This window comes from Achromobacter sp. NPDC008082, assembly GCF_042957345.1.
Lineage (GTDB): Bacteria > Pseudomonadota > Gammaproteobacteria > Burkholderiales > Burkholderiaceae_B > Achromobacter > Achromobacter kerstersii_A.
Window position 1 is genome coordinate 276641 of sequence record NZ_JBIBIB010000007.1, and the last position, 22429, is coordinate 299069.

24 protein-coding genes are annotated in these 22429 nt (G+C 64.4%); 7 read left to right on the forward strand and 17 right to left on the reverse strand.

Features of this window, described 5'->3' with window-relative positions:
• Positions 1–6: 6 nt before the first annotated feature.
• The 4 genes from ACFZAI_RS27490 to ACFZAI_RS27505 form a co-directional block, all read right to left on the reverse strand.
• The gene (locus ACFZAI_RS27490; RefSeq protein WP_391569976.1) at positions 7–999 is read right to left on the reverse strand and encodes a Bug family tripartite tricarboxylate transporter substrate binding protein; all 993 of its coding nucleotides are present in this window, start codon (positions 997–999) and stop codon (positions 7–9) included.
• A 107-nt stretch (positions 1000–1106) separates the two neighbouring features.
• On the reverse strand, positions 1107–2687 hold the full coding sequence (locus ACFZAI_RS27495) for an AMP-binding protein (protein ID WP_391569977.1): 1581 nt from the start codon (positions 2685–2687) through the stop codon (positions 1107–1109).
• A 40-nt stretch (positions 2688–2727) separates the two neighbouring features.
• Positions 2728–3516, reverse strand: coding sequence for an enoyl-CoA hydratase/isomerase family protein (locus tag ACFZAI_RS27500; protein WP_391569978.1), 789 nt, complete (start codon positions 3514–3516; stop codon positions 2728–2730).
• A 191-nt stretch (positions 3517–3707) separates the two neighbouring features.
• Complete coding sequence (locus tag ACFZAI_RS27505) at positions 3708–4529, reverse strand: IclR family transcriptional regulator (RefSeq protein ID WP_391569979.1); 822 nt, start codon at positions 4527–4529, stop codon at positions 3708–3710.
• A gap of 131 nt (positions 4530–4660) precedes the next feature.
• Between ACFZAI_RS27505 and ACFZAI_RS27510 the strand changes: the two genes are divergently transcribed.
• Both ACFZAI_RS27510 and ACFZAI_RS27515 read left to right on the forward strand, forming a co-directional pair.
• The gene (locus ACFZAI_RS27510) at positions 4661–5608 is read left to right on the forward strand and encodes a sensor domain-containing diguanylate cyclase (RefSeq protein ID WP_391569981.1); all 948 of its coding nucleotides are present in this window, start codon (positions 4661–4663) and stop codon (positions 5606–5608) included.
• Between the two features lie 222 nt (positions 5609–5830).
• Positions 5831–6202: a hypothetical protein gene (locus ACFZAI_RS27515; RefSeq protein WP_391569982.1), complete on the forward strand. Its 372-nt coding sequence runs from the start codon at positions 5831–5833 to the stop codon at positions 6200–6202.
• An 18-nt stretch (positions 6203–6220) separates the two neighbouring features.
• Here ACFZAI_RS27515 and ACFZAI_RS27520 read toward each other — a convergent pair whose 3' ends face one another.
• The 5 genes from ACFZAI_RS27520 to ACFZAI_RS27540 all read right to left on the reverse strand — a co-directional run bounded on the left by ACFZAI_RS27520 (position 6221) and on the right by ACFZAI_RS27540 (position 11020).
• Positions 6221–6679 (reverse strand): carboxymuconolactone decarboxylase family protein, encoded by a 459-nt coding sequence (locus ACFZAI_RS27520; RefSeq protein WP_391569983.1) that lies wholly within the window; start codon positions 6677–6679, stop codon positions 6221–6223.
• A gap of 94 nt (positions 6680–6773) precedes the next feature.
• Positions 6774–7748, reverse strand: coding sequence for a tripartite tricarboxylate transporter substrate binding protein (locus ACFZAI_RS27525; protein WP_391569984.1), 975 nt, complete (start codon positions 7746–7748; stop codon positions 6774–6776).
• 95 nt (positions 7749–7843) lie between these two features.
• A complete protein-coding gene (locus ACFZAI_RS27530) occupies positions 7844–8845 on the reverse strand; it encodes a cyclase family protein (protein WP_391569985.1) in 1002 nt (333 codons plus the stop codon).
• A 97-nt stretch (positions 8846–8942) separates the two neighbouring features.
• On the reverse strand, positions 8943–10151 hold the full coding sequence (locus tag ACFZAI_RS27535; RefSeq protein ID WP_391569986.1) for a CaiB/BaiF CoA transferase family protein: 1209 nt from the start codon (positions 10149–10151) through the stop codon (positions 8943–8945).
• A 38-nt stretch (positions 10152–10189) separates the two neighbouring features.
• On the reverse strand, positions 10190–11020 hold the full coding sequence (locus tag ACFZAI_RS27540; RefSeq protein ID WP_391569987.1) for an HpcH/HpaI aldolase/citrate lyase family protein: 831 nt from the start codon (positions 11018–11020) through the stop codon (positions 10190–10192).
• Between the two features lie 86 nt (positions 11021–11106).
• On the opposite strand from ACFZAI_RS27540, the gene ACFZAI_RS27545 reads away from it, so the two are divergent.
• Positions 11107–11979 (forward strand): LysR substrate-binding domain-containing protein, encoded by an 873-nt coding sequence (locus ACFZAI_RS27545; protein WP_391569989.1) that lies wholly within the window; start codon positions 11107–11109, stop codon positions 11977–11979.
• A gap of 213 nt (positions 11980–12192) precedes the next feature.
• Positions 12193–12366: a hypothetical protein gene (locus tag ACFZAI_RS27550; RefSeq protein WP_391569991.1), complete on the forward strand. Its 174-nt coding sequence runs from the start codon at positions 12193–12195 to the stop codon at positions 12364–12366.
• A 31-nt stretch (positions 12367–12397) separates the two neighbouring features.
• Here the strand turns inward: ACFZAI_RS27550 and ftrA are convergent, their stop codons facing one another.
• A complete protein-coding gene (ftrA, locus tag ACFZAI_RS27555) occupies positions 12398–13366 on the reverse strand; it encodes a transcriptional regulator FtrA (protein WP_391569992.1) in 969 nt (322 codons plus the stop codon).
• A gap of 124 nt (positions 13367–13490) precedes the next feature.
• Between ftrA and ACFZAI_RS27560 the strand changes: the two genes are divergently transcribed.
• From ACFZAI_RS27560 to ACFZAI_RS27570, 3 genes are all read left to right on the forward strand, one after another.
• The gene (locus ACFZAI_RS27560) at positions 13491–13907 is read left to right on the forward strand and encodes a rhodanese-like domain-containing protein (RefSeq protein ID WP_391569993.1); all 417 of its coding nucleotides are present in this window, start codon (positions 13491–13493) and stop codon (positions 13905–13907) included.
• A gap of 185 nt (positions 13908–14092) precedes the next feature.
• The gene (locus ACFZAI_RS27565) at positions 14093–15256 is read left to right on the forward strand and encodes a DUF1624 domain-containing protein (RefSeq protein ID WP_391569994.1); all 1164 of its coding nucleotides are present in this window, start codon (positions 14093–14095) and stop codon (positions 15254–15256) included.
• On the forward strand, positions 15256–16353 hold the full coding sequence (locus ACFZAI_RS27570; RefSeq protein WP_391569995.1) for a porin: 1098 nt from the start codon (positions 15256–15258) through the stop codon (positions 16351–16353). The genes ACFZAI_RS27565 and ACFZAI_RS27570 overlap by 1 nt, the downstream gene beginning before the upstream one ends.
• Here the strand turns inward: ACFZAI_RS27570 and ACFZAI_RS27575 are convergent.
• The 7 genes from ACFZAI_RS27575 to ACFZAI_RS27605 all read right to left on the reverse strand — a co-directional run bounded on the left by ACFZAI_RS27575 (position 16350) and on the right by ACFZAI_RS27605 (position 22424).
• A complete protein-coding gene (locus ACFZAI_RS27575; protein WP_391569996.1) occupies positions 16350–17321 on the reverse strand; it encodes an ABC transporter substrate-binding protein in 972 nt (323 codons plus the stop codon). The two genes, ACFZAI_RS27570 and ACFZAI_RS27575, sit on opposite strands and share 4 nt — an antisense overlap.
• Before the next feature lie 28 nt (positions 17322–17349).
• Positions 17350–18234 carry an ABC transporter permease gene (locus ACFZAI_RS27580; protein ID WP_391569997.1) on the reverse strand — a complete coding sequence of 295 codons (885 nt, stop codon included), beginning with the start codon at positions 18232–18234 and terminating at the stop codon, positions 17350–17352.
• Positions 18231–19028 (reverse strand): ABC transporter ATP-binding protein, encoded by a 798-nt coding sequence (locus ACFZAI_RS27585; RefSeq protein WP_391569999.1) that lies wholly within the window; start codon positions 19026–19028, stop codon positions 18231–18233. The genes ACFZAI_RS27580 and ACFZAI_RS27585 overlap by 4 nt, the downstream gene beginning before the upstream one ends.
• A gap of 22 nt (positions 19029–19050) precedes the next feature.
• Positions 19051–19608 carry a carboxymuconolactone decarboxylase family protein gene (locus ACFZAI_RS27590; RefSeq protein ID WP_391570000.1) on the reverse strand — a complete coding sequence of 186 codons (558 nt, stop codon included), beginning with the start codon at positions 19606–19608 and terminating at the stop codon, positions 19051–19053.
• 101 nt (positions 19609–19709) lie between these two features.
• The gene (locus ACFZAI_RS27595) at positions 19710–20027 is read right to left on the reverse strand and encodes a PAAR domain-containing protein (RefSeq protein WP_391570001.1); all 318 of its coding nucleotides are present in this window, start codon (positions 20025–20027) and stop codon (positions 19710–19712) included.
• Positions 20028–20112: 85 nt separating this feature from the next.
• Complete coding sequence (locus ACFZAI_RS27600; RefSeq protein ID WP_391570002.1) at positions 20113–20886, reverse strand: SDR family oxidoreductase; 774 nt, start codon at positions 20884–20886, stop codon at positions 20113–20115.
• Positions 20883–22424, reverse strand: coding sequence for a class I adenylate-forming enzyme family protein (locus ACFZAI_RS27605; RefSeq protein ID WP_391570003.1), 1542 nt, complete (start codon positions 22422–22424; stop codon positions 20883–20885). Before ACFZAI_RS27605 ends, ACFZAI_RS27600 begins: the two co-directional genes overlap by 4 nt.
• Positions 22425–22429: the final 5 nt, after the last annotated feature.

The following is a 22429-nucleotide window of genomic DNA, read 5'->3' on the forward strand; positions in this document are numbered from 1 at the left end:
GGCGTATCAGTTCAGTTTGATGTGCGTGGTGTCCACCACGGCATTCCATTTCTCGACCTCGGCACGCAGCGCCGCATCGGCCTGCGCCGTGTCGGTGTAGATCGGCACCACCCCTTGCTGGCGCAGCTTGTCGCCCACCGTCGGCCCGTCGTGCAGGCGCTTGAGCGCGCCGTTAAGCGCCTGCACCACCGGCTCGGGCGTATCGCGCGACACCAGGATGGCGTAGACCGACGACGCGGTGAAGTCCGGCAGCCCTTGCTCGATCAGCGTGGGGGTATCGGGCAGGGACGCCAGCCGGTTGCGCGCGGCAACGCCCACCGGCACGATGCGGCCGCCAGGCAGATTGGCCAGCGCCGTGGGGGCGGTAGCGAACATCATCTGCACCTGGCCGGCCAGCAGATCGACCATGGCGGGCGCAGCGCCGCGATACGGCACGTGCAGCAGCTCCAGTTTTTCACGCAGGCGGAACATCTCGGCGATGGCATGCTCCATCGTGCCCGGACCCGAGGAGCCATAGGCGAACTCGCCCGGCGCGGCGCGCACCTTGCTCACCAGTTCGGGCAAGGTCTTCACGCCCATGGCCTGGTTTACCACCAGCACGATGGGCAGCTCGCCCACCACGCCAACCGAGCGGAAATCCTTCAGCAGATCGAAGCCCACGACGTCTTTGCCCATCAGCCGGCTATTCAGCACATACGATGTGGTGGGCGCCATCAGCAGCGTATAGCCGTCGGCTTTGGCGCGCCGCACCTGCTGCGCGCCGATGTTGCCGCTTGCGCCGGCTTTGTTCTCAACCACGACGGTCTTGCCGAGCTGTTCGCTCAAGCCCGTGCCAAGGATGCGGCCGACCACATCGACGGCGCCGCCTGCGGCGAAGGGCACGACCAGCGTGATCGGGCGTTCGGGATACTGCGCCTGCGCGGGCAATGCCGCCAGGCTCAATACGCCAGCGGCGAACCAGCCGGCGCAACGTGATTTCCATTTAAAAATGGTGTTCATAGACTTCCCCTTGATGCGGTGCGCTTTCGCGCCCGCGGATTCTGATGTGTCCGTTGAACTGCGGTTGTAGTACTGCGGATGTGGTACTGCGGGTGACGTGAAACGCGCTACTTGCCGACCTGGTATCCCGAGGCCTGTAGATCCCACACACCGGCGGTCTGGCGAGACAGTTCTTTTTTCTGAATACGTTGCGTCGGTGTCTTGGGAAATTCGTCAACGAAGGCCACAAAGCGCGGGATCTGGTAATACGGCAGCCGCGGCTCGCTCCAGCGGATCAGGTCGATCGGGGCCAGCGCACGGCCATCGCGCAAGCGCACGAACAGTTTGAGTTCGTCTTCGCCCAAGTCGCTGGGCACGCCCACCAATGCGGTCTCCTCGATATCGGGGTGCTCGGCAATCACGCGCTCAACTTCCCATGCCGAGATGTTGATGCCGCGCCGCCGCAGCATGTCTTTCTTGCGGCCGGCGTAATACAGAAAGCCCTGTTCATCCTGGCGCGCAAGGTCGCCCGTGCAGAACCAATCGCCTCGGCGAGCGTCGCGCTCGGCGTCGGGATTGCGGAAGTAGCCCAGAAAGCCCAGCCCGGGCACGCGCGCCCGCACGGTGATTTCGCCGGTTTCTCCCACGGCCACCGGCTCGCCGTCGTCGCCGGTGAGCTGCACGTCGTAGTAATCGAGCGGCTTGCCCACCGAGCCTGCGGGGCCGGCGGGGTTGACGGTGACAAAGGTGATCAGCTCCGACAGCCCATAGCCCTCGCGCATTTCCACGCCAAAGCGTTGCGAGAACGCCTGCCACAGCTCTGGCGGGCAGCCGCCGCCCCACGCGATGCGCACGCCGTGGCTGCGGTCGTCGGCGCGCGGGGGCTGCTTGAGCAGCATCGGAATGACGGTGCCCAGGTAGTGGATGTGCGTCACGCCGTAACGGCGGGCGTCGTCCCAGAAGCGCGACGCGCTGAAGCGCTCCACCATCGCGAGGCGCGTGCCGCCCAGCAGCGCCGAAATGATCACGGCCACGCCGGCGCCGTGGTGTAGCGATTCCCACAACAGAAACACGCTGCCGGGCTCGGCGCCGGTCAGCCGCAGAATTGCGAGCGGCCCCGCACGCAGGGTGCGGTCGGATTTCAGCACACCCTTGGGCGCGCCCGTCGTGCCTGAACTCGGCGTGAGCGCGAGGATGTCGTCGGGGCCGGGCGCAACCGGCAACGGGTCGGCCGGCGTGTCGGCATAGCGTTCGAATGCGCGGCTGGCGTCGGCATCCGGGCCCAGCCCGTTGCGCCACAGCACCACGTCCAGCCGTTGGAGCTCGGGCGCCAGCGCGCCGGCATACTCCGCGTCGGCGATCAGGGCGCGCGGCGCCAGGTGCTCGAACAGATGCGCAAGCGACGCGCCTTTCAGGTGCACGTTTACAGGCACCCGCACCAGGCCCAGGGCGGCCAGGGCGAAGATGGCGACGATGTGGTCGGGGTGGCTGGGCAGCATGAGCGCCACGCGATCGCCGGGGCGCAGCCCTTCGCGCCACAGCAGGTTGGCCAGGCGCAGCACGCGTTCGTGCAGCATGGCAAGCGTCAGTGGCACGTCATTGAAAAGGCAATACACCTCGTCGGGTGCTTCGGCGGCGCGGCGCGCGATGAGCTGCGCAAGGGTTTCATCGGAAGCCGATGGGATGTCGATGTGAGTGTCTGCGGTCATGATGCGTAAAGCGGTCAGGGAATCGGACGATGCGGCCACATCAGTTGGCCGGCTTGTTGGCCGGCTTGCGGCGCTGATCCCGCTCGGCGAAAAAGGCCTGCATCATGCGGGCGGGTTCGCCGCTTTCGTAGGATTCGTGATGCAGGCGCGCGGCGGCCTGCATGGCGTCGCGAAAGCCCGCCTCGGTCATTTCCTGAAAGCGCTGCTTGTCCAGGCGCAGCGCGACGGGCGGCTTGGCGGCGAGTTCGGTGGCGATGGCCAGCGCCCGCGCGCGGACCTCGTCCGCCGGCACCAGGTGATGGATCAAACCCAGCTGATGGCATTCTTGCGCCGGCATCATGCGGCCGGTCAGCGTGAGTTCGATGGTGCGCGACAGGCCCAGCATTTCACGCATGATCCACGGCCCCGTGACGCTGGCGATGCCCGCATTGATCTCGGGTTGTCCCATTTTCACGCCGTCGTGGGCCACACGGATGTCGCCCAGCAGCGCCACCTGGAAGGCCGAACCCGCGGCCGTGCCGTTCAGCGCCATGACCAGCGGCTTCGGAAAGCTGCGCAGCAGGTGGTAGTAGGTTTCCCACTCACCGATCCACGTTTCGGCCCGAGCGCCGTCGAAGTCGCGCGCTTCGTTCAGATCCTGGCCCGCGCAGAAGGCGCGATCGCCGGCGCCGGTCATCACCAGCGCGCCGACGGCCGGATCTGTGGCGGCCTCGCGCAGCACTTGCATGATTTCGGCACGCATCGCCGTGTGCCAGGCATTGAGGCATTCGGGCCTATTCAGCGTCAGCACCGTGACGTTGCCAACGCGTTCCAGCTTGATGAAGTCCATGGAGTTCTTCCTTTACATGAGCATCCGCCGCCATCTGCGGCAATAATTGAATAGTAATTTACGTAATTGCTATTTAATTTCGAATGATCATATTCCGGATTTTTCCTGGCGCGTACCAGGGGATTTCCCGAAGGCGAGCGCATGCGATGGCAATAAAATTGCCATTCAATTTTTATAGGAAGAGGGGAGGGTTACGCGGGAATCAGGTCTTGCGCGGTCTGCGTGACCAGCGGCAGCAGGCGCGTACGCACGGCGTCCGCATCATGGCGCGTGGCCAGCGCGGACAGATTGATGGCGGCAATGGTCTGGCCGCGGCTGTCCACCACCGGCACGGAGATCGACACGCTGCCCTGGCCAAGATTCTTCTCGGTCATGGAGTGACCTTGCGCACGAGCCCTGGTGAAGAAGCTCAGAATCTCATCGTCGTCACGGTCGCCAAATCGGGCGCGCACACTGGGCGGCATCGCGACGATGCGGGCGCGCAGCGCGTCATCGGGAAGATGCGCCAGCAACACCTGTCCCGACGAGGCCGGCATGGCGGCGAAGCGGCTGCCTACCGGCAGGTTCACCGACACCGGGTGCACGCTGGGAATGTTGCCCAGGACGATGATCTCGTCGCCGTCGAGTTCGACCCATGAAATGGATTCGCCGGTTTCCCGCGCCAGCTCGACCAGATTCGGCCACGCATGCTGTAAGGCCGCGTTTCCGCCCAGCATGGCGCCGGCAAGGCCCACCAGCCGCGCCGACAGCCGATAGGTTTTCGCACCCGGCGGCCGTTGCAGATAGCCCAGGCGGTGCAGCGTATACACGAAACGCTGCGTTGCGCTGCGGCCCAACCCCGTGCGTTCGTTCAGCTCAAGAATCGACAGCGCCTGGTTGTCGCGGTCGAAGCTCTCAAGCACGCGCATCGCCTTCTCGACCGACGCCACGAACAGGCGTTCGTCAACATCGTCCTCGCGGGCGATGTCGGTAGCGGATACAGGGGCGGAGGACGTAAGCGGGGCGATGGACACGGTCGGACGGCAAGCGCGCGGGGCCAGGAAGCGCACAGTGTAACGCCCCGCCGTGCCCGTCACGCCGCTTCCCTTGGCCGACAGCTTCAGGCTACATTCGCCCGTTGACTCGGATCAAGAAGGGATGGGGTATGCGCGAAGTAAGCCCGCTTTCAGATGACAACGCCGTGTACCGGACTTTGCTGGAGTCGACCAAAGCGATTCCTTGGAAGATCGATTGGGCCACGATGAAATTCGCCTACATCGGCCCCCAGATCGAGTCGTTGCTGGGCTGGAGCGTGGATAGCTGGGTGAGCGTGGAGGACTGGGCCATGCGCATGCACCCCGAAGACCGCGAGTACGTGGTGAATTTCTGCGTCACGCAATCCCAGGCCGGCGTGGACCACGAGGCCGACTACCGCGCGCTCACCAAAGACAACGGTTATGTCTGGATTCGTGATGTGGTGCACGTCGTGCGCACGGACAACGGCGAGGTCGATTCGCTGATCGGCTTCATGTTCGACATCACCGAACGCAAGAAGACCGAGGAAAAACTGCTGAGCCTGCAGAAAGAGCTGGAGGTGCTGTCGTTTAAGGATGGCTTGACGAATATTGCCAACCGGCGTCGCTTTGACAGCAGTTTTGAATTGGAATGGGAGCGTGCGCAAACCGAACGCCAAGCCTTGTCGGTATTGTTGTTCGACGTCGATTTCTTCAAGCAATACAACGATTTGTATGGCCATACACAGGGCGATAAATGCCTGGTGGATATCGCGCAGACGTTGAGCTTGGCGCTGGATGGCCCCCGTGATCTCGTGGCGCGCTACGGCGGCGAAGAATTTGTCGTGCTGTTGCCCGAGGCCGACGCCGAAGTCGCCCGCAAAGTCGCGCAACGCTGCCAGCGCTTGCTTGAGAAGAAGTCGATTGTGCATGCGCTGTCGCCGCATGGCCGGCGCGTTACGGTCAGCATCGGAGCGGGTACGGTGGCGCCCGGCAAGCAGGCGGACCGTGCGAGCTTTATCAAAGCCGTCGATCAGCAGTTATATGCCGCCAAGAAAAACGGGCGGGACCGCATTGAACATGTGCAACTGCAAGCCTGAGCGGCTTCGCATAAGTAGTGACGAACCCTTGGGCCACGTTTTGCCGATACCGGTTTTTTGAACCATGAACCTGACAATGGGCCGGCGGCGCGCTTTCTGTGCGCAGAAATAATAAGCGCCCAGCGGAATAGATGGGCGGAAAATTATGCCGAGTTCCGGGCTTTGGCGCCGGACGTAATAGCGTTAAATGACCCGTCGTCCATCAACATAATGGGAAGATCGATGCTCAAGGTTGAAGCCGCTACTGCGATTATTGGCCGTTCGTTTGTGAAACCGGGCCAATCCAGCCAGATGCCTGGCGCTTTTGCTGATGCGCTTGAAGAAGCGCAGCGCGGAGCCGGCCGATTCCAGGTCAAGCAAACTGCGCCTGCGTTGTCCAGCGCCGAACAGGAACTCCATGAGTTGGTGGCCATGAGCCCCGAAGAGCGCTTTTTTGACATGACCCTGCGGTCGCTTGGCATTTCAAAAGAAGAATATGCCGCGATGAGCCCGGCGGAAAAAGAAGAAGTGGCCCGGCTGGTTCAACAGCGCATCGCAGAGCGAATTAAAGACAATGCCAACAGTGGGCGCGCCTCGGTGTTTGAGTTCGCGTAAGCCCAGGCGTCTTGCCGGTCAAGCAGGCTCGTCGCCAAACAGGTCGGCTTGGCGCGGGTCGGCTGCGGCGAGGTCATAACCGATATCATCTGCGACTTCACGCAAAATCGCCTGTGCCAGGTTGAACGCGGTGTTCGCCGCGGGCACGCCGGCGTAGATCGCATTTTGCAGCAGCACCTCTTTCAGCTCGTCGGGCGTCAGGCGCGAGTCGTCGGGGGCGGTGAGGGCGGCGCGTACGTGCAGCTCGAATTCTTCCCAGCGCGCCAGCGACAACGTGACGGCAAGCACCATCATGCGGCGCGACTTGCGCGCGAGACCGTCGCGGCTCCAGATGTCGTGCCACGCGTAGCGCGTGATCATGTTCTGGTATTCGGCGGTAAAGCTGGTGGCGCGCGACAGCGAGCGCTCGACCCAGGCGTCGCCCAACACGGCGCGGCGGTTGGCCAGGCCCTTTTCGAAATCGTCTTTGCGGCTCATGGAGTCTCCTGCTGTGGTGATTCGGGGTGAGCATAAACGAGAAACGCCGGCGCGCGTGGGGCGCGCCGGCGTGGCGGCATCAACTGCGCCGTAATCAGTTCACGTTGATGTGGTTGGCCTTGACCACAGCATCCCAACGCGTCTGCTCTTCGTCAACAAACTTGATGAAATCGGCCGAGCTGCTGCCCACGGGCGTGAGGCCGAGCTTGCCCAGCTTCTCGCGGGTGTCCGGACGTTGCAGCGTCTTCTGAATCACGTCTTGCAGCTTGGCGACGACGTCAGGCGGGGTGCCGGCCGGCAGGAAAAAGCCGTTCCATTCGACCACATCAAAGTCCTTCATGCCGGCTTCGGCCACGGTGGGCACGTTGGGCAGTTCGGGCATGCGCTTGGCCGACGATACGGCCAGCGCCTTGAGCTTGCCGGTCGTCACGTAGTTCAGGCTTGACGCTGCGTTGGCGAAGTAGACGTCGACCTGGCCGCCCATCACGTCCACGATGGCCGGCGCGCCGCCCTTGTAAGGCACGTGCACCGCTTCGATCTTCGCGTCTTTCTTCAGCAGTTCGCCCGCCATCTGCGCCAGGCTGCCCGGGCCGTAGGACGCGTACGTGTAGCGGTTGGGGCTGGCCTGCGCGGCCTTGATGAAGTCGGGCAGCGTGTTGAAGGCCGAGGCGGGTGCGGCCACCAGGATGTTGGGCACGCTCACCGCCTGCGACACGGGGATGAAATCCTTCTTCGCGTCATAGGGCAGCTTGCGCAGCACCGGGTTGATCGAGAACGCCGAGGCGTCGTAGAGCACCGTGTAGCCGTCGGCCTTGGCACGGGCCACGAAGGCGGCGCCGATCGAGCCGCTTGCGCCGCCCTTGTTTTCGATGACGACGCTTTGGCCCAGCACTTCACCCATGCCTTGCGCAATGATGCGCGCGGCGTTGTCCGCGCCGCCGCCGGCCGAGTAGGGCACGACCACGGTGATGGGTTGCGACGGATAGTCGGCCGCGATGGCGGCGCCTGCGAAGCTCAGGCCGAAGCCGGCGACGAGCGCGGCCCGGATCAGGGTTGTTTTGTTTTTCATGTCTTCTCACTTCTCCCGTGCAGGGGGGTCAAACGGATTGGAATAATGGTGCATGGCGCGACCGCTGCGTGCCCGGCCCGATAGGCCGGAGCCAATCAGACGGTCGCGATGGGGTTGACCGGCGCGCCGACCAGACCCGGCACATACATGGGTGCCGCAGTCAGGAAGAAGGCGTGCCGGCCCCGCTGTCGCAGCCAATGCGCCAGCGGGGTCAGGTGCCAGAGCTCGCCCAGCGGCAAGCCCAGCTTGAAAAGGCACTGTTCGTGCAGGGGAAGCAGCGGGCCACGTTCGGTGGCCAGGCTGTGGTTGCGCAATTCAACCGCATGATTGTCGGCCGCGATGGCGGCGATGCGGCTGCTCTTGATCCAGGCCAGCAGCTCGGCGTCGTCGCCGTCCAACACGCAGCAATGGGTCTTCAGACGATGCAGTTCATCGTCGGGCAGCGTCAGGGCCAAGTCGGCCAGACCGGTGTGCACGCACAGCACGTCGCCGGGCCGCACGGTCACGCCGTCGGCCTGCATCACGCGTTGCAGGTCGGCCAGGCCGATCTTGCGCTGTTCGTCGCCAAAGTGCGCGCGCAGGTCCACCATCACGCCGCGGCCTTGAATGCCATGACGCGCCATCGGCGCAATCGACAGGTCGCGGGTGCCGGTGAAGCCGTCGGTAACGGGTTCGCTGACGGTGAAGCCGTTGTAGCCGGTGGGCCGCGCATCGCCGTTGCCCTGGGCATCGTAGAGCGAGCCCACGTGGCCCAGCGCATCCCACTGCGTCGAGTATTGCGGCGATATCGTGACGCTGTCATCGCTGATGACGTCGGTGGCGCCCGGCACATCGGTGGCCAGCGGATAGCGGTAGACAGGCACGCCGTTTTTTTCGGCGGGGCGAATCACCGGACCTTTGCGGCGCGGGTTCAGCACCGGTGCGCGCGGCACGGTCAGCGGCAGGCTCAGCGAAAACGAAATGCCCTCACGCACCTCGGCAATCGCGGCCAGACGCGTTTGCGCATCCAGATAGTTCAGCGTGCCAAGCTGGTCGTCGTCGCCGAAATCACCCCAGTTCGATCCGGCGGGCCGCTGGTGGTATCGCTGTTGGCTCATCGCCATGTCTCCTCGCGCCGCGTTTGATGTGGCGCGCTTTGTTCTTTCGGCCGGCGGCGCTGGGCCGCCGGCGTTTTTTCTTATCGTGACGATGCGCTCAGCGCACCGCCTCCCGGCCCATCAGGGCGTCGATGTCATGCTCCCCGTAGCCCAAATCGGCCAGGATCTCGCGGCTGTGTTCGCCCAGCGTCGGTGCGCCAATGCGAGCCGGGGCCGTGGTGTCGTGCACCGTGCCGTCGGGGGCGAAGTGCGCCCACTGGGCCAGCCCCAGGTAGTTGCCTGCCGCGGGGCTGGACAGGGGCTGCATGAACCCCATGGCCTGCACCTGCGGATGGTCGAACATGTCTTCAACACGGTTGACCACGGCGCACGGCACGCTTTGGCCAAACTGCTCGGCCCATTCGGCGGCGCTGCGTTGCGCCAGCGCTTCGCGCACTTGCGGGATCAGCACCGCAGCGTGGGCTGCGCGTTTCTTGACGGTATCGTAGTCAGGGTGCTCCGCCAATTCGGCCAGCCCCAGATGGCCACACAGCGAACGCCAGAAGTGCGGTGTGTTCGCCGAGATGTACAGATGGCCGTCGCGCGTGGGATGAATGCCGGTGATGCCGCCCGAGCGCATGTCGCGTTCGATGTGGCGCGGCTCGTTCTCGGCCCACACCAGACGCGCCGACTGCATCGCCAGCGCGCTGCCCAGCAGCGACACCTCGATGGCCTGGCCGCGGCCGGTTTTCTCGCGCTGATACAGCGCGGCCGCCACGCTGTTGGAAATCAACGCGGCGCCGTAGTAGTCGACCACCGAACCATAAAGAATTTCGGGCGGGCCGTCGGCTTTGGCTTGGGATGCGCACATGCCCGTCATGGATTGCAGCACCTGGTCGTAGCCGGCGTGGCCCGCCATCGGGCCGGCCGCGCCGTAGCCCGTCATCGCGCAATACACCAGGCGGGGATTAATCGCCGCCAGCGTGGCGAAGTCGATACGCAGCCGCTCCGGCACGCCCGGACGGAAGTTGTGGACCAGCACGTCGGCCTCGCGCACCAGACGCGTAAGCACTTCGTAGCCGGCCTCGTCCTTCAGGTTCAGGCACAGCCCGCGCTTGTTGCGGTTGATGCCAAGAAAGGCGCGGCTTTCGCTCTCCAGCGTCGACGGATACTTGCGCAGGTTGTCGCCCTCGGGCGGCTCGATCTTGATCACTTCGGCGCCCATGTCGCCCAGCAGCGCGCAGCCATAGGGGCCGGCGATGTAGGCGCTCAGGTCCAGCACTTTAACGCCGGACAGGGGCAGGGAAGATACGGAAGGGTGTTGCATCGTGCGGGTCACTCTGTCTTGCGGATTAGGGAATGGGCTTAAGCGCGGCCGGCGGCTAGCAGCACGTCTTCGGCGCGGCGCACGAAAGGCGCGTCGATCATGCGGCCATCCAGCAGGAACGCGCCCATACCTGCGTTTGCGCGGCTGGCCTCGACCACGCGGCGAGCCTGTTCGATCTCTTCAGGCGAGAAGCCGAATTCCTCGTTCGCGATGGCGATCTGGCTGGGGTGGATGCACGATTTGCCCAGAAAGCCCAGCGAACGCGCCAGGCGCGCCTCGGCGCGAAAGCCCTCGATGTCTTTGACGCGGGCATAGGCGGCGTCCAGCGCGAACTTGCCGGATGCGCCGGCGGCCAGGCGTACCGCCAGCAAGATCGGGCGCAGCGTTTCAGGCGCATAACGTGCAATGCCCAACGGCTCGAACAGGTCAGCCAGGCCCAGTTGCAGGCCGCAGACGCGTTCGTGCGCCGCCGCCAGCTCGGCGGCGCGGGCCAGCGCCTGCGGCGTCTCGATATTGACGAGGAAGCTGCCCGTGAAGCCCGCGGCGCTGGCGCGCGACACTGCGTCCAGCACCGAGGCGGCGTCCTGGGTCTTCGGCACGTTCAGGATGTCGAACGGCACGCGGCCCAGCACGGCCAGGTCGTCGGCGTAGTAGGGGGTGTCGGAGGCGTTGATGCGGACGATAATTTTCTTGGCATGCGCGGCGCCTGCCTGCTTGCCTAGCCAGTCGGCCAGCAGCGTGCGCGCCTCGGCTTTGCGTTCCGGCGCGACAGCGTCTTCCAGATCAAAGGAAATCGCGTCGGCGGCACTGGCCATGGCCTTATCGAACAGCTCCGGGCGTGATGCCGGAACAAATAGCTTGCTTCTCATGCTTGTCTCCTGGGCCGCATTGTGGCCCGGGCGCAAGCACGGTTGGGCGAGCTTGGTTACGATCAAACGATAGAATATCTATCATCATGAATACCGACTTTCTCCAAACACTTGTCGCCGTGGCGCGCCATGGCTCCATGGCCGAGGCCGCACGCCGGCTGGGTCTGACGCACGGCGCGGTCGCGCAGCAGATTCGGGCGCTTGAACAAGAACTGGGCGCGCCGCTGGTAGCGCGCGCCGGCCGCACCGTGCACCTCACGGCCAAAGCGGCCGAATTGCTGGCGCCAGTGCAGGAGGTCTTGGCTAGCCTGGAACAGATCCGCTACCTGGCGCGTTCCGGCGAAGTAATGGGCGAACTGCGGCTGGGCGCGGGCAACACCGCGCTCAACTCCATGGTGCCGTCCATCCTTGAACGCCTGGTGGCGCGCCATCCGCTGGTAAACGTGGCGCTTACGCCGGGCCACTCTGCACGCTTCTATCCTGCGGTTGAGGCCGGCGAATTGGACGCGGCCATCGCGCTGGAAGCCCCGTATCCGCTGGCCAAGAGCCTGGGCTGGCAATTGCTGCGCGAGGAGCCCTACGTGCTGGCGACCGCGCCACGGCTGGCGGGGCGCGATCCGCATTCGCTGCTGGCTAGCGAACCCTTCATTCGCTATCAACGCAACGATTGGGGCGGCCGCCATGTCGACGACTACTTGAAGCGCGTCGGCATCACGCCCCGCGACCGCTTCGAGCTCAACGCCATCGAAGCCATTGCAGTAATGGTCAGCCGCGACCTTGGCGTGGCCATCCTGCCGCTGGCGACCAACGGCGCGATCGAGCGGCTGGGCCTGGCGGTGTTGCCGCTGCCCGCGCCCTGCGAACCGCGCCGCTTTGGGCTGATCTGGCCACGCGGATCATCGCGGCTGGCGCTGATACAAGCGTTTCGCGACATTGCGATTGTGGAGTACGGGGCGTAGACACGCGATGTTCGCCAAGCAACGCCTTTAGCTTGATGTATGGGTTTTTATCGTTTTAATTTTCTAATAAAACCATACATAACAAATAATTCAACTATTTGTATGGATCTTGGCGCTAAACTTTGACCCTACAAGGGGAGTCTGCGGCTCGCTCTCCAATGCTCCCTGGCGCTTTCAACGTTGCTTTGTCTTTGCCTGGCCCACGAGTCGTGAATGAAGCTGCTGATGCAGCGTTTTGAGGAAATGATGAATTTTTGGGTCCCTGTAGTCTTCGGTACGTTCAAGCTCCTCGTGTTGGGCACGGGCATGTATCTCGCCATCAAGTCTCACTACGACGGAGAAAAAAAGGAGAAGAAGGAAAAGGAGAAGGAGATGAACGCGCAGTAGGGCAGCAGGGCTGGCCGCGTTGCTTACCTGCTTAGGCGCACGGCGCGGCGCGCCCGAATTTCTCCCGATAGGCAACGGGGCTGGTCTGCACGATGCGCCGAAAGTGCCTGCGCATGGACTCCTCTGAACCGAACCCTGCCAACTCGGCGACACGGCCGATCGGCAAGGGCGTTGGCGCTTCAAGCATGTCACGGGCAGCCGCCACGCGTTCGCGCACCAACCATTCATACGGCGCCATGCCTGTCGCGTCATGAAATTGCCGTTGCAGCGTGCGCGGACTCATGGCGGCGCGTTCCGCCATGGAGCGCAGCGTGTGCGGCAAAGCGGGATGCTGGCGCATCCAGTCCATCAACTTCGTCAAGCGCCCGCTGTCATCATGCAGCATGGGGCGCGGCACAAACTGCGCCTGGCCACCTTCGCGGTGCGGCGCCACCACCAGCCGCTGCGCGACCCGGTTCGCCACGGCGCCGCCGTAATCACGCCGCACCAGATGCAGCAGCATGTCCAGCCCCGCCGCCGAACCCGCCGACGTGATGATCTGGCCTTCATCGATGTAGAGCGCATCCGGCTCAACCCGTAGCTGCGGGTAACGGCGTTGCAGCCTTTCGGCGTATCGCCAATGCGTGGTGACGGTCATTCCGTCGAGCACGCCGGCCGCGGCCAGTACGAACACGCCGGAGCAAATCGAACACAGCCGCGCACCGCGCTTGTAGGCCATGCGGATGCGCTTGAGCAACGCCTCGGGCGGCAATTCGTCGGCATCGCGCCAACCTGGCACCACGATGGTATCGGCGCGATCAAGCATTTTGAGCGTGTAGGGCGCGCTGACGGTGATGCCGCCAGCGGCGCGCAGCGGGCCGGGCTCGGCTGCGCACACGGCAAAGCGGTACCAATCGACGCCGAGCTCGGGGCGTTCCAGCGCGAAGAGTTCCGTCACGCACCCGAATTCGAAGGTGCAAAGCCGGTCATAAGCCAGCGAAACGACAAGATGATTAGCCATGGCGTGATCTTACCGAAGAATGGCAATTACGCCACTACTGCGGAAGGCCGCCAGCCGTCAGAATGCTTCGCCTGGACCTTTTTCCAGGCACGTTATTCCCAAATCATTTCTGCTGAGTTCAACCATGTCGACCCCTAACGCCGTCACCGCGATTGCAGCGGCCCACAGTGAAGCCGCCCTTGTCCATTTCCGCGCTGCGATGCAGTTCGAAACCGATTGTTCCGACGTAGCCAGTGCGCTCGCCAGCGGGGCGCCCGGCTTCGTGCTGCTGGATGTCCGCAGCCCGGCCCTGTTCGCGCAAGGCCACGTGCCGGGCGCGCTGAATCTGCCGCACGGCAAGATCGTCGAATCGAAACTCATGAGCTACCCCATGGATACGCTCTTTGTCACGTACTGCGCCGGGCCGCATTGCAACGGCGCGACGCGCGGCGCAATACGGTTGGCTCAGCTGGGCCGGCCAGTGAAGGTAATGATTGGCGGCATCACCGGGTGGTTGGACGAAGGTTTCGATCTGGCGGCGAGCGCAGTGCATGCGCCGTGATGGCGTTTGGAAGTCGGGGTCTTTGCTGCGAGAGCGCCGTATAGCGCATTTAGCGCATTCAGCGCATTCAGCGCATTCAGAAATTCGTCAACTGACTTGGATTAGTAATGTTATTACATTACAATCCCGGCTCGAATTTTCGCTGCATCGTCCCCGCCTGGGGCTTCGTCACACCTGCATCTTTCATGTCTGCCTCGATCCCCGTTTCCTTCGCAACGCGGCTGCGTTCCATTGACGCCTTGCGCGGCCTGGTCATCGTCATCATGTTGCTTGACCACGTCCGCGAGACGTTCTTTCTTCACCATCAGGTCAGCGACCCGATGGATGTCTCGGCCACCGACCCGGCCTTGTTTTTCTCCCGCTTGTTGGCGCATCTTTGCGCACCCGTCTTCGTGTTCCTGACTGGCGTATCCGCCTGGCTCTACGGCGCCAAAGCCGGCAGCCGGACGGCGGCAGCGGGGTTTCTGGCTAAGCGCGGCATGTTCCTGATCGCGCTGGAAATTGTGGTGGTGAATTTCGCGTGGACGTTTCAGTTCCCGCCGTCGGTGATCTATCTGCAAGTGATTTGGGTGATAGGTCTGAGCATGCTGGCGCTGGCTGCGTTGCTGTGGCTGCCGCGCGCGGCGTTGGTGGTAGTGGGCGTTGTGCTGGTGGCGGGGCATAACGCGCTGGACGGCGTGCACTTTGCCGCGGGCGAGTTCATGCACGTGCCGTGGGCGGTGTTGCATGACCGGGGCTGGATTCAGGTGGGCGACGCCTTGCGGCTGCGCACGTCGTACCCCTTGCTGCCGTGGATCGGCGTGATTGCGCTGGGCTACGCAGTGGGGCCGTGGTTTCAGGCTCGCGTGCCTGCGGCCATGCGGCAGCGTCGCTTGTGGGCGGCGGGCATCGCGGCGCTGGCGGGTTTCTTCGTGCTGCGCGCGCTGAATGGGTATGGGCAGGCGCAACCGTGGGCCGTGCAGGACGATGCGCTGCATACGGTGATGAGCTTCGTGAACATCACCAAGTACCCGCCGTCCTTGATGTTTTTGCTGCTGACACTCGGTTTGGGCTTGTGCTTGCTGGTGCTGATTGAACGCGTGCAAAGCGCTGCGTGGGTGGGCGTGCTGTGCGTGTTCGGCGCCGCGCCGATGTTCTTCTATCTGCTGCATCTGTACGTGCTGAAGGCCCTGTACCTGGCGGGCGAGAGCGTCTGGGGGCTGAACCAGGGCAAATTCTTTGGCGTGGAGAGCATGGCCAGCATCTGGCTGATTGCGGTGTTGTTGGCGGTGGCGCTGTACTGGCCGGTGCGTTGGTTTGGCCGGTTAAAGGCCGCGCGTCGCGATATCTTCTGGCTCAAGTATCTGTGATGGCGGCGCTTGGATGGCGTCAGTGGCCGCTGGGCGTGGCCACGCTGATGACGCCGTGCGTGGCCGACGCGCAGCAAAGCCCCGTCATCTTGTACGGCGTGGTCGACCTGAGCCTGGCGGGCTTCTCGACGCAGGAGCGCGGCACGTCCGTGAGCATGCAGTCGGGGGTGCAGTCGGGTTCGCGATGGGGCTTGCGCGGCAGCGAAGACTTGGGCAACGGCTTGCGCGCCAACTTCCAATTGGAAAGCGGCGTGCTGGCCAACAACGGCAAGTCGGCGCAGGGCGGGCGTCTGTTCGGGCGCGCGGCGTGGGTGGGCGTGTCAGGCGGCTGGGGCGATCTGCGCCTGGGCCGTCAGACGTCGGTGTCGTCGGCGACGCTGGCGGACTATGACGCGTTTCTGGCGTCGTACTTGATCACGGGCGCGCAGACCGCGCTGCTGCCTTACAACGCGAATCGGGCGGATAACACCGTGGCGGTGTGGAGCCCATCGATAAACGGGTGGCGCGCGGGGGCGGACGTCAGCCTGGATTACGACGGGGGCGGCGGGTTTCAGACGTCGGCCACGAACAAGCTCTATAGCGCCGCGTTGATCTATGAACAACCCGGCTACGCCGTGACGGCAACCTATGAAGGCGCGCGCTGGGCGGACGGCACGGTGCAGTCCGCCGCCATGAAGCAGGCGGGCGGGGCGCGCCAGCCCGATGCCTTTACGGTGGCAGGCCGCGCCACCGTCGACGCGGTCACGCTGTATGCGGCCGGGTCCCTCATGCGCAACGGGTCGACGATTCCGGCCGTGCCGTCGCCGGGGCAGCGCGCGTACTTTCCCGGCAGCACGGTGCATGCGGTGATGGCCGGGGCCGCGTGGCGGTTGGGGGCCAACACCGTCATGGCGTCGTGGCAGGGCAGTATGCCAAGCGGCGGCGTGCTGGCGCGCGATGGCGCCACGCACACGCAGCAGATCTATTCGGCGGGTTATGGGTACGACCTGTCCAAGCGCACCAACCTCTATGCCATCTACGGCTATATGCGGGGCGCCTGGTCAGATGCGTCGTGGCATCAATCGCAATATGCGGTGGGCATGCGCCACCGGTTCTAGTACGTCTTGCCGGAAATCTGCTGGGCGGTTTGCAGGTCGAGCCACTTGGGGTCTTGGGGAATGCGGTCCAGGTTACCCAGGTCGATCTGCGTTTGCAGCGCGTCTTTCAACGCTTGTTCCGGCACGGCCACGGAATCCGCGAACACGCCGTCATCGATCAGGCGCTGTACGGATGCACGCACCACGGCAGGGTCCAGGTTCGGGAACAGCTTCAACCCGCTGGCGACCGCAGCGGCCGGGTCTTTGTGGATGGCCTTCAACGCGCGGTCGATGCCGGCGACAAATTTCTGCTGCACTTGCGGGGAAACATCCTGGCGCGTGGAGATGGCCGAGAACGTGTATGGGCCAATTTCGCGTGAAAACGCCGATACGACCTTGTAGCCCTGCGCCTGCGCTTGCGACGCGCCCGGTTCATAGAGCACGGCGCAATCGGCCTTGCCGGAACTCAAGGGGCCAATCTCGTTGCCCAGCGGCACTTCCAGCAAATCCACGTCGCGCTTGGCGTCCAGGCCAGCGTTTTTCACGAGCTTCAGGAACGCGGATGTGCTCGTCGTGGGCATGGCGCCGGTGGCGATGGTGGCGCCTTTCAGGCTCTTGAAGCTGTCGAACTTGAAGTCTTGCTTGCACGTCAGCCACACGCCCAGGCGGTTCAGCGTGCCGCCCACGACTTTCACGGGTGCGCCGCGGCCAAATGAAATGGCCGTCCATTCAGGGCCGTGCAGCGAGAAGTCGGCGCTGCGGGAAATCACGGCGGCCAGCGCGTTAGTGGACGATGAGGCCACGTCGATGCGCACGTCCAGCCCTTCGTCCTTGAAGTAGCCGTGTTCTTCGGCGAAGTACACCGGCAGGTAGAACACGGACTTGAAGGCGGCGGATACCACGGCCTTGTCGTTGGCGGCGAAAGCGGAGACGGACAGCAAGGACGCCACGGCCGCCGTGGCCAAGCGCAGGGAGAGTTTCGGTTTCATAGGGAATGTGCAGGCGGGAAAATCGGGTTCAGAGCTTGAATTGGGTGGCGTAGGTTTGGTCTTTCCAGCGCAGCAAGCGCTTTTCAAGAACGTCCACACCGGCATACAGGACAAAGCCCAGCAGCATCAGCGAGAAGATGCCGACCCAGACGGTGTTCAGGTCATACAGCGACGAGGCCACGAAGATGACGTGTCCCAGCCCGTACTTGGACGAAATGAATTCGCCCACCACCGTGCCCACCAGCGCAAAGCCGATATTGATGCGGAACGTGCTGATGATGGCGGGCAGCGCAGACGGCACGACCACCTTGCGAAAGATCTGGCGGCGGCTCGCGCCCAGCGACACCATCATTTTCTGGATGTCGGGGTCGGTGTCCTTGGCGGCTTGAAACGCGGCCAGCAGGGCCACGATGGACGTCAGCGACACCGACAGCGCCACTTTGGAAATGACGCCGGTGCCGAACCACAGGATTACCAGCGGCGCGAACGCAATCTTTGGCACGCTGTTGATGGCCACCAGAAACGGTTCGACGACCCGCGCGGCATAGGGCGAATACCACAGCGCCAAGCCGGGCGCGGTGCCAAGCAGGGTGCCGGCCACAAAGCCTACGGCGGACGCCCAGAGCGTGTAGTTGGCGTCTTCCCAGAGTTTGCCGGACTGGATCATTTGCCAGGCGGCTTGCAGCACGCCGGCGGGCGATCCAAACAGAAAGCCGGACACGGCGCCAGATCGCACGCCGGCTTCCCAGGCGCCGAACAGCACGGCAAGAATCAGTAGCTGGGTGGCCAGCACGGGCAGCCGGAAGCCCGCGGGGCGAGGGGGGCGGTTGGCCCGGCCGGCGGGCGCCATGGGATGTTGCCGGCTATCGCCCAAGGCGGCGCTGGCGGCAGGGGTAACGGTGGTCTGGCTCATGCGTGGGTTCCGGTTTTGCGGCCGGTTTGAATATCGAGTTCCTGGCAGAGCAGGTCGAAGTACGCGGGAAAGCGGCTGTCGTGGCGCGCGGCTAGTGGCGAGCGTGTGCCAAGCTCGATCTTGTGTTCGCTTTTCAGCCGGCCGGGGCGGGCGCTCAAGACGAAGATGCGTTCAGACAGCGCAATGGCTTCGTCGATGTCGTGCGTCACCAGCACGACTGTCTTGCCCTTTTGGCTGACGGTGTCAGCCAGCATGGACTCCAGGAACAATCGGGTTTGGTAGTCCAGCGCCGAGAACGGTTCGTCCAGCAGCAGCACATCCGGGTCCGGCAGCAAGGTGCGCGCCAGCGCCACGCGTTGCCGCATGCCGCCCGACAGCGCCTTGGGGTAGCTGTCTTGAAACGGCAGCAAGCCGAACGTGTTCAGGTATTCGCGCGCCAGTTCCACGGATTCCGCGCGAGGCGTACCGCGTATTTCCAGGCCAACGAGCACGTTGTCCAGCACGGTGCGCCAGGGCATGAGCAGGTCGCGTTGCAGCATGTAGCCGACGCGTCCGCGCAGGTTGGGCAAGGCCTTGCCATCAAGCGCGATGGTGCCGGCATCGTGTTCAAGCAGGCCGGTCAGGATGTTGAACAAGGTGGACTTGCCGCAGCCTGAGGGGCCGATGATGCTGACGAATTCGCCGCTGGCGGCGTTCAGGCTGATGTCGTCCAGCACCTGAACCGGGCCGGTGTCGGTCTGGAACCGCTTGGACAGATTGCGGATTTCCAGTTTTAAAGCAGGGGCTTGTGTCATGGCGGTGCAATCTCAGGCCGCCTCAGGCCGCGCCGTGCTCCAGTTCCAGCGCCACCACATCTTCATGCGGCACTTCCAGCGCCTCGTTAAAGCGCTTGAAGAAGCTGCACAGGGCGATGCGTATCGTCAGTTCCACAATCTGTTCTTCGCTGAAGAACGATTGCAGCTTGCTGTAGAACGCGTCGCTGACTTGCGACGGCGTCAAAGTCACCAGCACCGCGTAGTCGCGCACCACCAGGTCTTTTTCATCCAGCCCGGGAACGCTGGGTTCCAGCAGGCGGTCGATGGCGTCTTGCGAAATGCCGTGCGCCGCCAGCTTGGGCGTGTGCAGCGTGACGCAGTAATGGCAGGCATGCGCCTTGGATGCCGTCAGCAGCGCAATTTCAAGATGGCGCGGCGAGATCAGGCCGTCTTCGCGCGACTGCACCAGGTACGAGAAAAAATGCTTCAACGCCGGCGGCCGCGGCGCGAACGCGCTCAGCATGTTGGCGTACGGGCCGTAGTCTTGAAGCAGTTGATTGAAGAGGGTGGCGGTGGCGGGGTCTAGCTTGGCGGGGTCCAGGGGTGTCAGGCGGGGCACGGCGATTCCAGCGGAATAAGAAAATGACGCTGTCATCCTAAAAGACGCATGCCCGCTTGAAAAATACCGATATCACATATGGTTATGGGGACGCACGGCGCTTATGCCGACAGCCAATTAGCATCGCCTTCGATCAGCGTGCCGCCATGGCTGGTGGTGTCGCCTTGGCGCGCGACCGGTTGCCCTTCGATGGTGGCGGATGCGGAACCGCTGACGATGACGGCGCCGCAGCTGATGCGGTCGCCCACGCGGGCAATGGGCCGGCCGTTGATGGCGGCGGTGGACGCGCCGCTGACGATGGTGCCAGGGCCGTGGAGCGGGCAGGCGTGGGCATGGCCGACTAGGGCGACGGGGATCATGGTGGCTCCTTTGATCTGAATGGCGTTGGCCGGAATGGCTTCAATCAGATTGGCCTCCATGTTATGGAGCCGCTCAAAATTAGCCATAGGACAATTCAGAAAAGCAGCCGCCCCGTGTTCGCCTGTTGCGCTTTCCGCCTAGGCCCTACAAGCGCTGGCCCCCCGTTGCGTCAATGCTCTGCCCCGTCACCCAGCGTCCTTCGTGGGACGCCAGGAACGCCACGATGTCCGCGATGTCTTCCGGCTGGCCGACGCGCCCCAGTGCAATCGTCTGGGCAATCGTGCGGCTGATGTCCGGGTCGCGGGCGCGGGTGTTCATGTCGGTGGCGGTGGCGCCGGGCAGCACGGCGTTCACCGTGATGCCGCGTGCGCCCAGGTCGCTGGCCAACAGCAGCGTCAGCGCCTCCAGCCCCGCTTTGGCCGGCGCGTAGACGCTCATCTCCGGATACGCGGCGCGGGTGCCCATCGACGAGATATTGATGATGCGCCCGCCGTCGCGCAGGAACGGCAGGCAGTGCTGAATCAAAAAGAACGGCGTCTTCAAATTGACTTGCAGCACGCGGTCGAAATCATCCGGCTTGACGTCAGCCAGCCGCGCACGCAGGCCCACGCCCGCGTTGTTGACGAGAACATCCAGGGCGTCGGCGCCAGTGTGCTGCTGCAATGTGTGGCGCAGCGCGCCGGCGAGTATCTCCGCCGCGTCGGATGCGGCCAAGTCGGCTTGCAAGGTCCAGGCGCGGCCGCCCGCGTCGCGGATCAGCGACACGACCTCGTCGGCCGCTTCGCGGGCGGCGTTGTAATGCACGGCGACATGCGCGCCGCGCCGGCCCAGCGCCAGCGCAATGGCGCGGCCGATGCCGCGGCTGCCGCCCGTGACCAGCGCCGTCTTGCCGGCCAGGGAATCTTTGGTGTGGCTCATGCGGCCTCCGTGGCGGTCAAGGTCCAGGCTTGTTGCGCTTCCAGCGCGCGCGCCTGCAACAGCAGGGCGTTGCGATCAACCTTGTTGGTGCCGGCCCATGGCAGCTCATCCACGAAGCGGATGCGGCGCGGGTGCTGATACGCAGGGCCGTTCGCCAGCGCATGGCGCTTAAGCGCGTCGGCATCCAGCCCACTGCCGTCGCGGCGCACGACGAAGGCCACGGGAATGTGCCCGCGTTCTTCGTCGGCCAGCGGCACGACGCAGCTTTGGCGCACGTCGGGGTGAGACTCCAGCAGCTTTTCCACTTCAACGGGATAGATGTTTTCGCCGCCGCACACGAACATGTCGTCGGCGCGGCCGACGAAATAGTAGAAGCCGTCGGCGTCGCGGCGCATGACGTCGCCGCTGTAATACCAGCCGTCTTGCAGCACCTGCGCGCTTTTTTCGGGCAGGTTGTGATAGCCGGACAACACGGCCGGGTTCTTCATCAGCAGCACGCCTTCGTCAGCGTTCGGGCCGTCCGCCAGGCGCACGTGAGACGGGTCCAGCGGATGGCCCACCGCCAGCGGCGGCGTGGGCAGGCCATCGGGATGCGGGCCAAACACGGCGGGGCCGGCTTCGGTGGTGCCGTACCCATGCGTGATGCGCACATGCGGCAGCGCTTGCTGAATGCGTTCATACAGGGCCGCTGTCATCGGGGCAGAACCCAGCATCACGCGCGCCAGCGCTGAGAGATCGCGGCCGTGCAGCAGCGCCGGGTCTTTGACCAGGCGGGCGAACATCGTCGGCACGGCGGTCAGCACCGTGATGCGGTAACGCTCCAGCGCATCGGCGTAGGCGGCGACGTCAAAGCTGGGCTGGATGACCAGCAGGCTGTTGCTGGCGAATGCGCGCTTGGCCATGAACAGGCCGTTCATGTGGAACAGCGGCTGGGCCAGCAGATAGTGTTCCTGCGCGGCGTGGGCCGCCGCGGGAGCGGAGGTGGTGGTCAGTGCCCAAAGTTGGCCGGCGTGCGTCAGCGGCACGCCTTTGGGCTTGCCGGTGGAGCCCGACGTGTACAGCATCTGCGCCACCTCGTCGTGCGCGGGGGTGATGGTGTTGAAGTCCGTGGGCGTGATCTGCGCGGCGAAGCCGTGGGGGCCGTCATCGTCAAAGTCCAGCACAGGCACCGTGGCTTCGAAGGCGGCGCGGCGCGGGCCGTCGACGAACGCCAGCGCGATATCGGCGTCGCGGATCACGTAGTCGATATTTTCTTGCGACTGCTTGATGTTGATGGGCACGGCCACAAAGCCGGCGCGCATGATGCCGAAATACGTAATCAGGTATTCGGCGCGGTTCAGCGCGGCAATGGCCACGCGCGCGCCTGGCGGCAGGCCGCGCGCCGTCAGCCAGGCGGCCACGCCGCCCGCCAGTTGGCGGACCTGTTCGTGGTCGTAGCGCGCGGGTGCGCCGGGCTGGCGCAGGTCAATGAGGGCGGGCAGGGCGGCGGCGCGGCGCGGGTCGGCCAGGTCGCCAAGATTATTCAGCGTATGCGTCATGGGAA